This window comes from Micromonospora musae (assembly GCF_003626635.1).
Lineage (GTDB): Bacteria > Actinomycetota > Actinomycetes > Mycobacteriales > Micromonosporaceae > Micromonospora > Micromonospora musae.
Map to the genome: position 1 here is coordinate 302,696 of NZ_RAZT01000003.1, position 14,071 is coordinate 316,766.

Annotated in this window: 14 protein-coding genes; 1 reads left to right on the forward strand and 13 read right to left on the reverse strand. The window is 75.8% G+C overall.

The window, feature by feature from the left end:
- Positions 1 to 51 precede the first annotated feature (51 nt).
- The 8 genes from D7044_RS07220 to hisD form a co-directional block, all read right to left on the reverse strand.
- On the reverse strand, positions 52 to 2,805 hold the full coding sequence (locus tag D7044_RS07220; RefSeq protein ID WP_120678114.1) for a helix-turn-helix transcriptional regulator: 2,754 nt from the start codon (positions 2,803 to 2,805) through the stop codon (positions 52 to 54).
- A 120-nt stretch (positions 2,806 to 2,925) separates the two neighbouring features.
- Positions 2,926 to 3,651, reverse strand: a complete 726-nt coding sequence (gene priA, locus D7044_RS07225) for a bifunctional 1-(5-phosphoribosyl)-5-((5-phosphoribosylamino)methylideneamino)imidazole-4-carboxamide isomerase/phosphoribosylanthranilate isomerase PriA (RefSeq protein WP_120678117.1) — start codon at positions 3,649 to 3,651, stop codon at positions 2,926 to 2,928.
- 15 nt (positions 3,652 to 3,666) lie between these two features.
- Entirely contained in the window at positions 3,667 to 3,990 is a 324-nt protein-coding gene (locus D7044_RS07230; protein WP_120678119.1) for a hypothetical protein, read from the reverse strand.
- 43 nt (positions 3,991 to 4,033) lie between these two features.
- Entirely contained in the window at positions 4,034 to 4,660 is a 627-nt protein-coding gene (gene hisH, locus D7044_RS07235) for an imidazole glycerol phosphate synthase subunit HisH (RefSeq protein ID WP_233563160.1), read from the reverse strand.
- Positions 4,657 to 4,830: a hypothetical protein gene (locus tag D7044_RS32575; protein ID WP_199716522.1), complete on the reverse strand. Its 174-nt coding sequence runs from the start codon at positions 4,828 to 4,830 to the stop codon at positions 4,657 to 4,659. Before D7044_RS32575 ends, hisH begins: the two co-directional genes overlap by 4 nt.
- Before the next feature lie 46 nt (positions 4,831 to 4,876).
- On the reverse strand, positions 4,877 to 5,488 hold the full coding sequence (gene hisB / locus D7044_RS07240; RefSeq protein WP_120678122.1) for an imidazoleglycerol-phosphate dehydratase HisB: 612 nt from the start codon (positions 5,486 to 5,488) through the stop codon (positions 4,877 to 4,879).
- Between the two features lie 34 nt (positions 5,489 to 5,522).
- Positions 5,523 to 6,593 carry a histidinol-phosphate transaminase gene (locus D7044_RS07245; protein ID WP_120688339.1) on the reverse strand — a complete coding sequence of 357 codons (1,071 nt, stop codon included), beginning with the start codon at positions 6,591 to 6,593 and terminating at the stop codon, positions 5,523 to 5,525.
- Between the two features lie 55 nt (positions 6,594 to 6,648).
- Positions 6,649 to 7,971 carry a histidinol dehydrogenase gene (hisD, locus tag D7044_RS07250; RefSeq protein WP_120678127.1) on the reverse strand — a complete coding sequence of 441 codons (1,323 nt, stop codon included), beginning with the start codon at positions 7,969 to 7,971 and terminating at the stop codon, positions 6,649 to 6,651.
- A gap of 107 nt (positions 7,972 to 8,078) precedes the next feature.
- Here hisD and D7044_RS07255 point away from each other — a divergent pair, with 107 nt between their 5' ends.
- Positions 8,079 to 8,780: an LON peptidase substrate-binding domain-containing protein gene (locus D7044_RS07255; RefSeq protein WP_120678130.1), complete on the forward strand. Its 702-nt coding sequence runs from the start codon at positions 8,079 to 8,081 to the stop codon at positions 8,778 to 8,780.
- Here the strand turns inward: D7044_RS07255 and D7044_RS07260 are convergent.
- From D7044_RS07260 to lspA, 5 genes are all read right to left on the reverse strand, one after another.
- Positions 8,695 to 9,642, reverse strand: coding sequence for a DUF2567 domain-containing protein (locus D7044_RS07260; protein ID WP_325050883.1), 948 nt, complete (start codon positions 9,640 to 9,642; stop codon positions 8,695 to 8,697). The genes D7044_RS07255 and D7044_RS07260 overlap by 86 nt on opposite strands.
- 56 nt (positions 9,643 to 9,698) lie before the next feature.
- Complete coding sequence (locus tag D7044_RS07265) at positions 9,699 to 11,201, reverse strand: MinD/ParA family ATP-binding protein (protein ID WP_120688340.1); 1,503 nt, start codon at positions 11,199 to 11,201, stop codon at positions 9,699 to 9,701.
- A gap of 95 nt (positions 11,202 to 11,296) precedes the next feature.
- Complete coding sequence (locus D7044_RS07270; RefSeq protein WP_120678136.1) at positions 11,297 to 12,301, reverse strand: hypothetical protein; 1,005 nt, start codon at positions 12,299 to 12,301, stop codon at positions 11,297 to 11,299.
- Positions 12,302 to 12,507: 206 nt separating this feature from the next.
- Positions 12,508 to 13,452 (reverse strand): RluA family pseudouridine synthase, encoded by a 945-nt coding sequence (locus D7044_RS07275; RefSeq protein ID WP_120688341.1) that lies wholly within the window; start codon positions 13,450 to 13,452, stop codon positions 12,508 to 12,510.
- Positions 13,449 to 14,060, reverse strand: coding sequence for a signal peptidase II (lspA, locus tag D7044_RS07280; protein WP_120678142.1), 612 nt, complete (start codon positions 14,058 to 14,060; stop codon positions 13,449 to 13,451). The genes D7044_RS07275 and lspA overlap by 4 nt, the downstream gene beginning before the upstream one ends.
- Positions 14,061 to 14,071: the final 11 nt, after the last annotated feature.

Genomic DNA, 14,071 nt, shown 5'->3' on the forward strand with positions numbered 1-14,071 from the left:
TCGAGACCCGCGCCGCAGCCCGCCAGCCGTCGGGGCGCACGCCCCGAACCGTCACTCCTCGACGCCCGCCCCGCGGGCCATCGTGGCGCCCAGTTCGGCGCGGCTGGTCACCCCGAGCTTGCGGTAGACCCGGGCCAGGTTGGCCTCGACCGTCTTCGGGCTGATGAAGAGCGTGTCGGCGATGACCCGGTTGGTCCGCCCGGCCGCCGCCAGCCGAGCCACCTCCAGCTCGGTGCCGGTGAGCTGACGCGGGGCGACCCGGCGGCCGGTGCGCTCCACCTCGGCACGGGCCCGGGCCGCCAACGACGCCGCCCCGAGCGCGTCGAACTCCGCCGCGGCGATGGTCAGCGCGTCGCGTGCCTCCCGCCGCCGGCGCAGCCGCCGGTACGCGACACCGGCCACCAGCAGGCAGCGGGCCCGGTCCAGCGGCAGCACGTCGGCCGGTACGGCCGCCCGGGCGGCGGCCAGCTCGACCAGCGCGCCGGAGGTGTCCCGCCCGAGCGCACCGTCGAGCAGCACCCGTCCCCGGGCCAGCCCCAGCGTGGTCCACGGCCGGGCCAGCCGCCGGTGCCGTACCGCCAGCCGCTCCAGCACGGTCTCCGCGGTGGCCAGGTCGCCGGCCCCGACGCAGGCCTCCAGCCAGTCCGGCTCGAACCGCTGGGCGAGCGGCTCGACCAGTCCCAGTTCGTCCACGGTGGCCGCCAGCAGGCCGTAGTGCCGGGCCGCGTCCGGCAGACGCCCGCCGGTCAGCGCCGCGTAGCCGGCGAGTTGGGCGTGGATCCGTCGTCGCCACCGGTCACCGAGCTCGTCGGCGCGGCGCAGGCCGGAGTCCGCGATGCGGGCGGCCTCGTCCACCCGCCCCCGGTACGCCAGCAGCAGCCCCTCCAGCCACTCGACGCCCGCCGAGTCGGCGCCGTACTGCTCGCCCAGCTCGCGGGCCGCCGCGATGTGCTCGGCGGCGTCCGCCCAGCGACCGGCGAGCAGTTCGGTCTCACCGAGATGGCACAACAGCTCATGCTGGGACGGCTCGTCGCCACGGACGACGGCCCGGTCCAGCATCCGGTGCAGCCGCGCGCGGGCCCGGTCGTGCTCGTCGAGCGACCGCCACCAGATCGCCGGCACGGTCCCCGCCAACCAGGACGGCTCCTCCCCCTCCGCGGCGAGCGCCCGCTCCAGCAGCTCCGTCCGGGCGGTGAGACCCGCCCGCACCTCGTTGAAGAAGAGCAGCAGCAGCGCCGCGGCGTAGACCGGGCGGTCGTCGGGGCTCCCCGCCAGCAGCGCGGCGGCGTGTTCCGCGTGCCGGCGGGCCAGGTCCGGCGCGTCCTCGAACATGCCGAGGTGTGCGTGGATGCGTCCGGCCAGCGTCGTGCCGGGCAGGGCGGCGGCGAGCGCGCGCTCGGCGGCCGCCATGACCTTCTCCGGCGACTCGTCGGCGCTCCAGCCGATGACGGCCCGCAGCAGCAGCGCCTCCCCCCGCGCCGGGCCGGTCAACTCCTCGGCGGCCTGCTCGGCCGCGGTACGGGCGGCCGCGTAGTCACCGCTGTCGTAGCGGCACTGCGCGGCGGCCAGCCGCCACCGGGCGTGCTCGGCGACGGTCCCGGGCGGGGCCAGACGGGCCGCCGTGTCGTACAGCCCGGCGGCGATCTCCGGGGCGCCCCGGGCCTGCTGACGGGCCCCGGCGGCGGCGATCTCCGCGGCCGCCTCGGGGGCCGGCGCGCTCACGCACCGGGCCAGTTGCCGGGCCCGCTCGTCCGGGTCCTGCGCGGTGTCGGCGAGCAGCCGGTGCAGGCGTCGGCGCACCCCGGAGGGCACGTCGGCGCGGACGGCCGCGGCGTAGACCGGATGGGCGAAGGCCACCTCCTCCCCGGCGACGACCACCAGGCCCGCCTCCTCCGCGGCGTCGAGGTCGGCGGCGGCCACCCCGGCGCGGGCCAGCCCGTCCAGAGTCGGTACGCCGGAGAGCGCGGCGAGCCGGATCGCGTGCCGGGTCGGCGCCGGCAGGGCGGCCAGCCGATCGGCGACCAGCTGCCGCAGCGACGGCGCGGCCGGCAGGTCCGCCCCCGGGTCCGGCCGGTGTGGCAGCCGCAGCACCGCCCGGGCCAGCTCGATGGCGAGCAGCGGGTTCCCGCCGGACTCCTCGGCCAGGCGGACCAGCAGCGGCCGGGGCAGGGTGGCGCCGGTCGCCGCCCGCAGCACGTGGTGCAGTGCGCCCACGCCGAGCGGGCCGACGGCCAGCCGCTCCAACAGCACACCGGTCGCGCCGTGGTCGAGGCCGAGCGGCGCGGGGGTGGCCCGCGGACCCTCGGATCGCGCGGTCACCAGCACGGCGACCCGGGGCACCACGCGACGCAACGCGAACCGCAGCGCCCGCTCGCTCGGCGGGTCGAGCCACGGCGCGTCGTCCACCCCGACCAGTACCCGGGGCCGCTCCGGGTCGGCGGCGGCCGCCTCGAGCAACGCCCGGGTGGCCGCCCCGACCGCCCGCTCGTCGACCGGCTCGGTCACCTCGGCGGAGAGCAGCACCCCGGCCAGGGCCGTACGCTGCGGCGGCGACAGCTCCGCCACCCGATCGGCGATCGGCGCGAGCACGTCGGCCAGCGCGGCGAAGGGCAGCGCCCGTTCGACCTCCGTCGGCGCGCAGCACAACAGCAGCCAGCCGTCCCGGGCGGCGGCGTCGAGCAGGCACCGGTGCACCGCCGTCTTGCCGATGCCGGCCGGCCCCTCCAGAAGCACCGGCCGGCCCTCGTCCAGGGCCCGCCGGGCCTGGCTCAGCACACCGTCCCGGCCGATGACCGCCCCACCCACCCGGTCAGTCTCGCAAGCGGCGTCGAGCCGGTCGAGGACCGTGAGGCGCGTCGGAGGAGCCGTCCGGGCAGGCACGTGGCCACGGACGCCGCGGGCGGCACGAACCGGGCCCGGTGGCGGTCAGGCGGCGGAGAGCGTCTCCAGCGCCTGCGCCACGGTGAACGCCCCCGCGTACAACGCCTTGCCGGCGATCACGCCTTCCACACCGATCGACTCCAGGGCGGCCAGGGCGCGCAGGTCGTCCAGGGTGGAGACGCCCCCGGAGGCGATCACCGGCGCGCCGGTGCGACCGCAGACCTCACGCAGCAGCTCCAGGTTCGGCCCGCGCATCGTGCCGTCCTTGGTGATGTCGGTGACGACGTAGCGCGCCGCGCCGGCCTTGTCGAGGCGCTCCAGCACCTCGAACAGGTCACCGCCGTCGCGGGTCCAGCCACGGGCGGAGAGGGTACGGCCCCGCACGTCCAGCCCGATCGCGACCCGGTCGCCGTACTCACCGACGATCCGGTCGCACCACTCCGGATCCTCCAGCGCGGCGGTGCCGATGTTGACCCGGGCAGCCCCGGTACCCAGCGCGGCGAGCAGCGACTCGTCGTCACGGATACCGCCGGAGAGCTCGACCTTGACGTCGAGCTGGCGGACCACCTCGGCGAGCAGGTGGGCGTTGGAGCCGCGGCCGAACGCGGCGTCCAGGTCGACGAGGTGGATCCACTCCGCACCGTCGCGCTGCCAGGCCAGCGCCGCCTCCAGCGGGTCGCCGTAAGTGGTCTCACTGCCGGCGGCGCCCTGCACGAGCCGGACGGCCTGGCCGTCGGCGACGTCCACGGCGGGCAACAGGGTGAGGCTCAACGTCTTCTCCTCGCGTCAGGTACGACGGTCCAGGGCGATCACCACGATCGCCGGCAGTACGAGCAGCAGTAGCACGATCAGCACGAGGCGCAGCGCCAGGTCGTCCACGAGCGACCAGATCAGGATCACCGACGCCAGCGTGAGCAGCACGATCCCGGCCCGTTCGGCGCGGCTGTGCCGGGCCAGCCGGCCGGCGCTGCGCCGACGCCACTGCGGGGTGAGCCGTCGTACCAGCCTGCGGCGATGCTCCCGACGGGCCACCCGGCGCCGGCGGACGGCGCGTTCCCGGGCCAGCTCCGCCTCGCGCACCGCTCTGCGGCGGGCACGTTCCTTGCTCACGCCGCGCCCCGCCCGGTCGCGGCGGGCGACTGCCCGACCGCGCTCACAGCGTGGCCAGCCAGTTGCGCAGCAGCCGGGCGCCGGTGTCGGCCGACTTCTCCGGGTGGAACTGCGCGGCGGAGAGCGCCCCCCGCTCGACGGCCGCCACGAAGTCGGCGCCGTGCCGGGCGGTGGTGACCGTGGCTCCGGCGGCGGCCAGCGCCGCCGGCTCGGCGACCCCGTAGGAGTGGACGAAGTAGAACCGGCTCTCCGGCGGCAGGCCGGCGAAGAGCACCGACGACCCAGGGGCGTCGACCGTGTTCCAGCCCATGTGCGGCAGCCGGGTCGCCGGGAGGCGGGTGACCCCGCCGGGCAGCAGCCCGAGCCCCTTGCTGACCACGCCGTGCTCCTCACCGTGCTCGAAGAGCACCTGCATCCCGACGCAGATGCCGAGCACCGGGCGGCCGGCGGCCACCCGGTCGGCGATGACCGGGCCGGCCCCGAGCGCCTCGATCCCGGCCATGCACGCCGCGAAGGCGCCCACGCCCGGCACCACCAACCCCGCCGCGGTCGAGGCGGCCGAGAGGTCGTCGGTCACCCGTACCGTCGCCCCGGCGGCGGCCAGCGCGCGTTCGGCGGAGCGCAGGTTGCCCGACCCGTAGTCGAGCACCACCACGTCCGGGCCGCTCACGTCCCGGCCGCCGGCAGCAACCAGAGCACCCCGCCCGCGGTGGCGAGCACCGCGAGCACGGCGGTCAGCAGCACCGCGCGCCGCGGCGCGCCCTGCCGGTGCAGCGACCAGACGCCGCCCACCAGCACACCGGCCAGCACCAGCAGCAGGATCGGCAGGACCGCGCTCACCGCCGCCTCCCGTCCGTACGCCGAACCGCCGCGTTCCGCACAGTCATCAGAGCGCCCCCTTCGTGCTCGGTACCGTCCCGGCCGACCGCGGGTCGATCGCGGTCGCCTCCCGCAACGCCCGCGCCACCGCCTTGAACTGTGCCTCCACCACGTGGTGCGCGTCCGGGTGGCCACCGGGTCGGGCCGCCCGCAGCACGTCCACGTGCAGGGTGATCCGCGCCGCCTGGCCGAAGGACTCCCAGATGTGCCGGGTCATGCTGGTCGGGTAGACCGGGCCGATGTACGGCGCGAGCGGCGGCTCGTCGTGCAGCACGTACGGTCGGCCGGAGAGGTCCACCGCGGCCCGGACCAGCACCTCGTCCATCGGCACGGTGGCCGAGCCGTAGCGCCGGATGCCGGCCTTCTCCCCGAGCGCCCGGTCCAGCGCCGCGCCGAGCGCGAGCGCGGTGTCCTCCATGGTGTGGTGCGCGTCGATCTCGAGGTCGCCGACCGTGTGCACGGTCAGGTCGAAACCGCCGTGCCGGGCGATCTGGTTGAGCATGTGGTCGTAGAAGCCGACGCCGGTCTCGATGTCGGCCTTGCCCGTGCCGTCGAGCTCGATCTCGACGAGGACCTTGGTCTCCTTGGTTATCCGCTCGACCCGTGCGGTGCGGCTCATTGCTCGCCTCTCGATCGCGGGGCTGGCGCGCCCACTACAGCTTGTCCATGGCGGTGAGGAAGGCGTCGGTCTCGGCGGGGGTGCCGGCGGTGACCCGCAGCCACCCGGGCAGGCCCACGTCGCGGACCAGCACACCCTGGTCGAGCAACGTCCGCCAGGCCGCCGCCTGGTCGCCGTCGACGGCGAAGAGCACGAAGTTGGCGTCGCTGTCGGCCACCCGCACACCGCGGGAGCGCAGCACGGTGACGATCCGGTCGCGCTGCTCCTTGATGGCCGCCACCGTGGCGAGCAGGGCGTCGCGGTGGGCCAGCGCCGCGCGGGCCGCCGCCTGGGTGAGCGCCGAGAGGTGGTACGGCAGTCGGACCAGCTGCACCGCCTGCACCACCGCCGGGTCGGCGGCGAGGTAGCCCAGCCGGCCGCCGGCGAACCCGAACGCCTTGCTCATCGTTCGGGTCACCACCAGCCGGGGGTGGTCGGGCAGCAGCGCGAGGGCGCTCACCGTGCCGGGGCGGGCGAACTCGGCGTACGCCTCGTCGACGATGACCATCCCGGGCGCCGCGTCGAGCACGGCGGTGACCACCTTCGGGTCCAGCGCGGTCCCCGTGGGGTTGTTCGGCGAGCAGAGGAAGACGACGTCCGGGGCGTGCTCGCGGACCTGCGCCACCGCCTCCTCGGCGGTCAGTCCGAAGTCCGCGCCGCGCCGCCCGGGCACCCACCGGGTGCCGGTGCCGAGCGCGAGCAGCGGATGCATCGAGTACGCCGGGACGAAGCCGAGCGCGCTGCGCCCCGGCCCGCCGAACGCCTGGAGCAGCTGCTGCTGGATCTCGTTGGAGCCGTTGGCCGCCCAGACCTGCTCGACGGTGAGCCCGTGCCCCAGGTAGCCGGCGAGGTCGGCGCGGAGGGCCACCGCGTCCCGGTCCGGGTAGCGGTTGAGGTCGCGCAGCTCGGCGGCGAGCGCCTTGCCGATCGCCTCGACCACCGGCTCCGGCACCGGGTAGGAGTTCTCGTTGGTGTTCAGCCGCACGGGCACGTCCAGCTGCGGCGCGCCGTACGGCGTCCGCCCCCGCAGGTCGTCGCGGATCGGCAGGTCGTCGAGGGTGGTCACGACACCGCCCTGCCGCGCCGTACGTCGACAGGCGTCCGGCCGGCCGGCCGGGCCGTCACGACAGCGCCTCGGGGAACCGGGCCCGGACCGCCTGGCCGTGCGCCGGCAGGTCCTCCACGGTGGCCAGGGTGACCACGTGCGGGGCGACCTCGCGCAGCGCGTCCTGCGAGTACTCGACCAGGTGGATACCGCGCAGGAAGGACTGCACCGACAGGCCGGAGGAGTGCCGGGCGCAGCCACCGGTGGGCAGCACGTGGTTGGAGCCGGCGCAGTAGTCGCCGAGCGACACCGGCGACCAGGCGCCCACGAAGATCGCGCCGGCGTTGCGGACGCGCAGCGCCCACTCGCGGGCGTCCCGCGTCTGGATCTCCAGGTGCTCGGCCGCGTACGCGTCGACGACCCGCAGCCCGGCGTCGAGGTCGTCGACGAGCACCACGCCGCTCTGGTCGCCGGTCAGCGCGGTGCTGACCCGCTCCGCGTGCTTGGTCGCGGGCACCTGGCGGGCCAGTTCCCGCTCGACCGCTTCGAGCAGCTCGACCGAGGGCGTGACCAGGACGCTGGCGGCGAGCGGGTCGTGCTCGGCCTGGCTGATCAGGTCGGCGGCCACGTGCGCCGGGTCGGCGCTCTCGTCGGCCAGGATGGCGATCTCGGTGGGACCCGCCTCGGCGTCGATGCCGACCACGCCGCGCAGCAGCCGCTTGGCGGCGGTGACCCAGATGTTGCCCGGGCCGGTGATCATGTCGACCGGCTCGCAGTGCGCGCCGCCCTCGGCGTCCACGCTCGCCCCGTACGCGAGCATCGCGACCGCCTGGGCGCCGCCGACCGCGTAGACCTCGTCGACGCCGAGCAGCGCGCACGCGGCGAGCACCCGTGAATCGGGCAGGCCGCCGTTCTCCTTCTGCGGCGGGCTCACCACCACCAGCGAGCGGACCCCGGCCTCCTGAGCGGGCACCACGTTCATGACGACCGTCGACGGGTACATCGCGAGGCCGCCGGGGACGTAGAGACCGACCCGCTCGACCGGCACCCAGCGCTCGGTCACCGTGCCGCCGGGCACCACCTGGGTGGTGTGGTCGGTACGCCGCTGTTCGGCGTGCACCCGACGGGCCCGGCTGATCGACTCCAGCAGCGCGGCGCGTACCTCCGGGTCGAGGGTGCCCTCCGCGGCGGCGATCGCCTCGGCGGGCACGCGCAGCACGTCGGGGCAGATCCCGTCGAATCGCTCGCTCGCCTCGCGGATCGCCGCGTAGCCATGCTCCCGGACCGCCTCCACGACCGGCCGGATCCGCTCGACGGCGACCGAGACGTCGAGTTGGGCACGGGGCAGGAGGCGGCGCGGGTCGCGGCCGCCACCGCGCAGGTCGATCCGTTTCAACACCCTTGCGAGTCTAGGCGGCCGGTCAGCGGGCCGACCCGCACCGCCCGTACGGCGGGACGGTGAGCCGGGACACGCCGCCGCCGGCGGATCGGGCTAGGCTCGACGGCGTGACTGCGCGGTTGCCGGTGTTCCCGCTCGGAACGGTGCTCTTCCCCGGTCTGGTCCTCCCCCTGCACATCTTCGAGGAGCGTTACCGCGCCCTGATCCGGGATCTGGTGCAGCTGCCCGAGGGCGCTGCGCGCGAGTTCGGCGTGGTGGCGATCCAGGCGGGCTGGGAGGTCGCGCCGACGGCGCCCGACGGCCGGCCGGTGCCCGGCGGTGGGGAGGTCACCCTGCACGAGGTGGGCTGCACCGCCGAGTTGCGACAGGTCACCGAGCTGCCCGACGGCGGCTTCGACATCGTCACGGTCGGCCGGCGGCGGTTCCGGATCGCCGAGGTGGACCGGAGCGCCGCCTACCTGACCGCCGAGGTGGAGTGGCTGCCCGAGCCCGGCGGCGCCGACGAGGCCGCCGAGCTGCTCGCCGCCCGGGTGATCTCGGTCTTCCGGCAGTACCTCGGCTTGATCAGGCCCGAGCAGCAGGAGATCTCCGAGCAGCTCCCGGAGGACCCGACGGTCCTGTCCCACCTGGTCGCCGCCACGGCCGCGCTCACCGTCGAGGACCGGCAGCGGCTGCTCGCCATCGACGACACCACCACCCGGCTCCGCACCGAGCTGCGGCTGCTCAACCGCGAGGCGGCTCTGCTGCGCCAGGTGCGGGCGGTTCCGGTGCCGCTGGAGGAGCTGGCGTCCCCGCCGACGCCCAACTGAGCCCGGCCGGGTCCGGTTCGGGTTCGGGGCGCAGCGACGGCCAGCGGGACCAGCCGGCGAGCAGGGTGTACATGACGGCCGCGCCGAAGGCGGGCAGCAGCAGGTTGCCGTGCGGCACCGGCAGCACGCCGTACAGCCACTCGATCCCTCCGGCCCGCAGGTCGGCCGGTTTGGTGAAGGCCTGCCCCTCGGGTGCGGTGGCGAGCAGCCGGTCGAACTCGGCCAGCCCGACGTGCCGCCCCACCTGCCACGCCACCACCGCCGCGGCGAAGGCGCCGAGCACCGCGCTGACCAGCCCGACCGGGCCACGCCGCCGGCGCAGCACGAACCAGACCGCCACGCCGGCGAGCACCCCGAACCCGAGACCGAGCAGGCTGAACCAGCTGTCCGCCGCGATCGGCTGCTCCGGCTGCGGGTCGGCGTAGACGGCGCCCAGCGTGGCCTTGATCACCGGGGTGCCCGGGGCGACGGCCGCCCAGAGCAGGCCGAGGGGCGCGCCGAGCACCGCCAGCGCCAGCCCTACGCCGACGGCGCCGGCCCAGGCGCGCCGGGGCGCCGGGTCGGGCTCCGGGAGCGCGGCGGCCGGTCGGGGCGGCTCGGCCGCCGTCGTCGGCGCCGTCTCCCCGGTCTCCGGCCCCGGGTCGATCGGGTCAGTCCCAGGCGGCGCCGGCACGCGGGCCGGCGTCGCACCGCCAGCGGCGGGCGTGCGGGGATCCGACCCGGACCGGGCCGCGTCGGTGGCGTACGGCTGCGCGCCGCCGGCGGTTCCGCCGGAGCGCGGGTCGGCCTCGGCCGAGGTGGCCGGCTCGGGCTCGCCGGGGTGGACGACGGGACGGTCGGGGTCGGGGGTGTCCGGACTCACCCGATGATCCTCTCAGGCGGACGAACGGGCGGGGGTGCCGGTGGCGGCAGACTCCCTCACCGGGCGAACGGCTCCAGCATGACCGAGGCCGCCCGCAACCAGGCCTGCCGGGTCTCCGGCTGGAGCTGGGCGTACTCGATCGAGGAGCCGGTCTCCAGCGCCGGGTCGTACGGCACCACCGCCACCGCGCGGGTACGGCTGGCGAAGTGCCGCTCCAGGTCGTCCTGCAGTGGCGAACGACCCGGGGTCGGGCAGGAGATGAGGGTGACCGCGTTCTCGGCCAGCTCGCCCATGCCCACCTCGTGCAGCAGGTCGAGCATCCAGTCCGCGCTGAACGCGGCGTCCTCGCGCGGCACGGTGGTGACCACGAGCTGGTCGGCGGCCTGCATCACGGTACGCCAGTTGGGGCTCTCCACGTTGTTGCCGGTGTCCACACAGACCACCTCGTGGGTGCGCCGCAGCAGCTCCAGCACCCGCTTCACGGTGAACTGGTCGAGCCGCTGGGCGAAGCGCGGGCTCTCCTCCCCGGCCAGCACGTCGTACGAGCCGTCGGAGGCGTGCCGCAGGTAGTCGTCGAGGCGTTCGAGCAGCGTGTCCCCTTCGAGGATCTCGATCTGCGCGAGCTCGGTGATCAGGTGCCGGATGGTCCGGGCGTGGCGGGCGCTGCCGGCCCGCAGTCCCAGCGTGCCGCGCAGCTCGTTGTCGTCCCAGGCCAGTACGCCCCGACCCCGGACGCTGCCGATGGTCGCCGCGCCGAGCACGGTGGCCGTCGTCTTGTGCACCCCGCCCTTGGGGTTGGCGAAGGCGAGTACGCGTGGCGACCCGAGTTCCCGGCGCAGCACCCCCCGGGCCCGCTCCACCTCCGGGTCGGGCGTCGGCGGGCGCCGCTCGGCCCGCGCCGGGTAGCCCCGCTCGGTGGCGGGCGGCGGCGCGATCGCCGGGGGCGCGGGCGGCGGGGTGGGGGCCGGGGCCGGCGGGGTGGCGTAGCCCACCTCCGGGCGGTAGCCGTTCTCCAGCAGGGCGTAGCGGGACTCCGCCGGTGGCTGCTCGGGCCGGTAGCCGTTGTCCAGCAGCGAGTAGCGCGACTCGGGTGGCTCCGGCCGGCGCTGCTCCGGCACCCGGCGCGCCGGCTCGCCCGGGTAACCCGGGTCGGGCCGGTACGTCGGCTCCGCCCGGTGCCCCGGCTCGCCCGGATAACCCGGGTCGGGCCGGTACGCCGGCTCCGCCCGGTGCGACGGGTCGACCCGGTAGGTCGCCTCCGCCCGATAACTCGGATCCGCGCCGTAGGGCCGCTCGCCGGGCTGACCGGCCGCTGCCCGCCCGGCGTAGCCGTTGGGGGCGGCCCGGCGCGGCAACGGCTCCGGCGGGGCGAACGACTCGGGTGGCGCGAACGACTCGGGTGGCACGAGCGGTCTGGGTGGTGGCAGGGGATCCTCGACGCGCCGGTCGGGCTCGGGCTGCTCGGCCCCCCTGCCGGCGTGACGGGCGCGGTCGAGCAGCGCTCGCCATCGCGGCGCTGGTTCGGCCGGCCGGCCCCAGCCGGTCTCGCTGCCCTCCACGGCTCGCCCTCCCCAGCGCGATCGTCCTTCGCCTGACAGGCTACGAAGGAAACCCTATGCGGGCCACACCGCCCCGCGCACCTCCGGCGGCATGATCATGATTGTGTCGGCTGCACCGGGCGTCCACCGGAGGCATCGGGCGAGGTGGTGACGGTCGGCGGCGGAGCTGAAGGCGTTTCCTGCTCCGGCGTGGGTGACGACTCCGTGACGGTCGGCGCTGGTTCCGACGATTCGACCGCCGTCGGGCTGGGCGACGCCGTGGGCGAACTCGCGGAGGGCGACGGGGTCGCCTCGGGCAGCGCCGCATCGGCGGGGGGCCGGACCACGTCGCGCTGTTCGGGCAGCGGCGGGGTGAAGACCGTCCGGTCGAGCCGGTGCACCTCGGGCGCCGGATCCACCGCCCGCACGGCGCGCCGCGACGCCACGGCACGCAGCGTCGCCGGTTGCGCCCGGACGACCGCCGCGTACACGCAGGCGCACCCGGCGCGGTACGCGGCGGCCTCGGCGTCGGCCACCTCCGCACCGCTGGCGTACAGCTGGCGCAGCTCGGCATCGCCGGTCGTCGCGGCGACGCGGGCCCGGTAGTCGGCGGCTTCCCGGTCCTTGCGGGCAGCCACCTCGGCCATCGCGGCGATCACGTCCTCGGGGACGCGCTGCGCCGGTATCCGGACGATCTCGGTCTGCCGGCCGGGCAGCGGCACCCGCCCGAAGACCGCGGCGACCGACACGTCGCCGAGCACCGCGTCCAGGCCCTGCGGCGCCAGGTAGCTGTCCAGCGAGACCAGCGCGTACGTGCCGTCGGCGGGGGTCGCGGCGGGCTCCGCCAGCGTGGCCAGATCGGCGGCCGCGGCCCGTAGGTAGCCCGGCACCGAGTCCCCGTCGACCACTCCGACCCGGGTCACCTCGCCGACGGTCGGATCCCCGACCGGGCGGTCGTCGGCGGCCCAGACGGCGGTGAGCAGCACCGCCGTCACCGAGAGCAGTGCCGTGCCGGCGAGCACCCGCGACCGGGCGGAGGTCTCGCCGAGCCGCGCCACCGCCTGGCTCAGCAGCGGCAGGAGCCTCTGGTCGATCTGGCGCAGCAGGTCGCCGGCACGCACGGGCGGGTTCCCCTCGTTGGTCGGTGTCGGACGGACCGCTCGCTCAGAGATCGTCGGGAAACCCGGGGGCGGGCGAGGCGGAGTCCGGGCGACGATCCGGCATGGCCGAGATCGGTCCGGATACCGGTGTCGTATCCGGACCGATCTCCAACGCCGCCGGTCGTCGGCTGGGCCCGCCGCAGCCGCCGCAGGGTTCCGACAGTCTCTCAGTCGCGCAGGATCCGGAGCGCGCGTTCCAGGTCGTCAGGGTAGTCGCTGACGAAGCGGACCTGCTCCCCCGTTCGGGGGTGCAGGAAGCTCAGTTCGCGGGCGTGCAGCCACTGCCGGTCGAGCCGCAGCCGGGCCGAGAGGGTGGGGTCGGCGCCGTAGGTGAGATCGCCCACGCAGGGGTGGCGCAGGGTGGAGAGGTGCACCCGGATCTGGTGGGTACGACCGGTCTCCAGCCGGACGTCGAGCAGGCTGGCCGCCGGGAACGCCTCCAGGGTGTCGTAGTGGGTGATGCTCGGCTTGCCGCCCGAGACCACCGCCCACCGGTAGTCGTGGGTGGGGTGCCGGTCGATCGGGGCGTCGACGGTGCCGCGCAGCGGGTCCAGGTGTCCCTGCACCACGGCGTGGTAGCGCTTCTCCACGTCGCGGTACTTGAACGCCCGCTTCAACGCGCTGTAGGCGTGCTCGCTCTTGGCCACCACCATGACCCCGGTGGTGCCCACGTCCAGCCGGTGCACCACGCCCTGCCGCTCGGCCGCGCCGCTGGTGGAGATGCGGTGGCCGATGGCGGCCAGCGCGCCGATCACGGTGGGGCCGGTCCAGCCGGGGCTCGGGTGGGCGGCGACGCCCACCGGCTTGTCCACCACCACGATGTCGTCGTCGGCGTAGACGACCCGCAGGCCGGGCACCGCCTGGGGCACCACGGTCGGCGGCGCGGGCGGGGCGGGCAGGGTCACCTCCAGCCACGAGCCGGCCTTGACCTTGTGCGAGTTGGGACGGGCCGCGCCGTCGACGAGCGCGTCCCCGGCGTCCACCAGCGCCGCCGCGGCGGTGCGGGACAGGCCGAAGAGCCGCGAGACCGCCTGGTCCAGCCGCATGCCGTCGAGGCCGTCCGGCACGGGGAGCGACCGCTGCCCGCCTCCGCCGGCGAATGCCGAGGTCATGCGCGCTCCCGCTGCTCGGTGACGGTCGCCGGGTCCGCCGCCGGGCGGCCGTCCCGGCCGACCCGGCCGCCGTCGCGCTGGCGTCCGGTGAGCTCCAGCAGCACGGCGAGGATGACGCCGCAGACCAACGAGCTGTCGGCCAGGTTGAACACGGGGAAGTACTCGCCGAACGGACCGAAGACACTGATCATGTCGACCACGTGGCCGACGAAGTGCCCGGGGGCGCGGAAGATCCGGTCCATGAGGTTGCCGAGCGCCCCGCCCAGCACGAGCCCCAGTGAGATCGCCCAGGGGACGGAGCGCAGCCGCAGCGCCATCCAGACGATCCAGCCGATCACCGCGATGGTGATCAGCGGGAAGACCCAGGTGTGGTCGGAGCCGATGCTCCACGCGGCGCCGCTGTTGCGGATCAGGTTGAGGTAGATGAGCCCGCCGAGCAGCCGCAGCGGCTCCCGGTCGGTGAGGTGGACCAGCGCCAGGTGCTTGGTGAGCAGGTCCAGCAGCAGGGCTGCCAGCCCTGTGCCGGCAAGGATGGCGACGGCTCCCGGCCGGGCCCTCCGGCGGACCGGTTCGTCACTGCCGGTTCCGGCGGACGGTGCTTCGCTCATCTGCTCCCCAT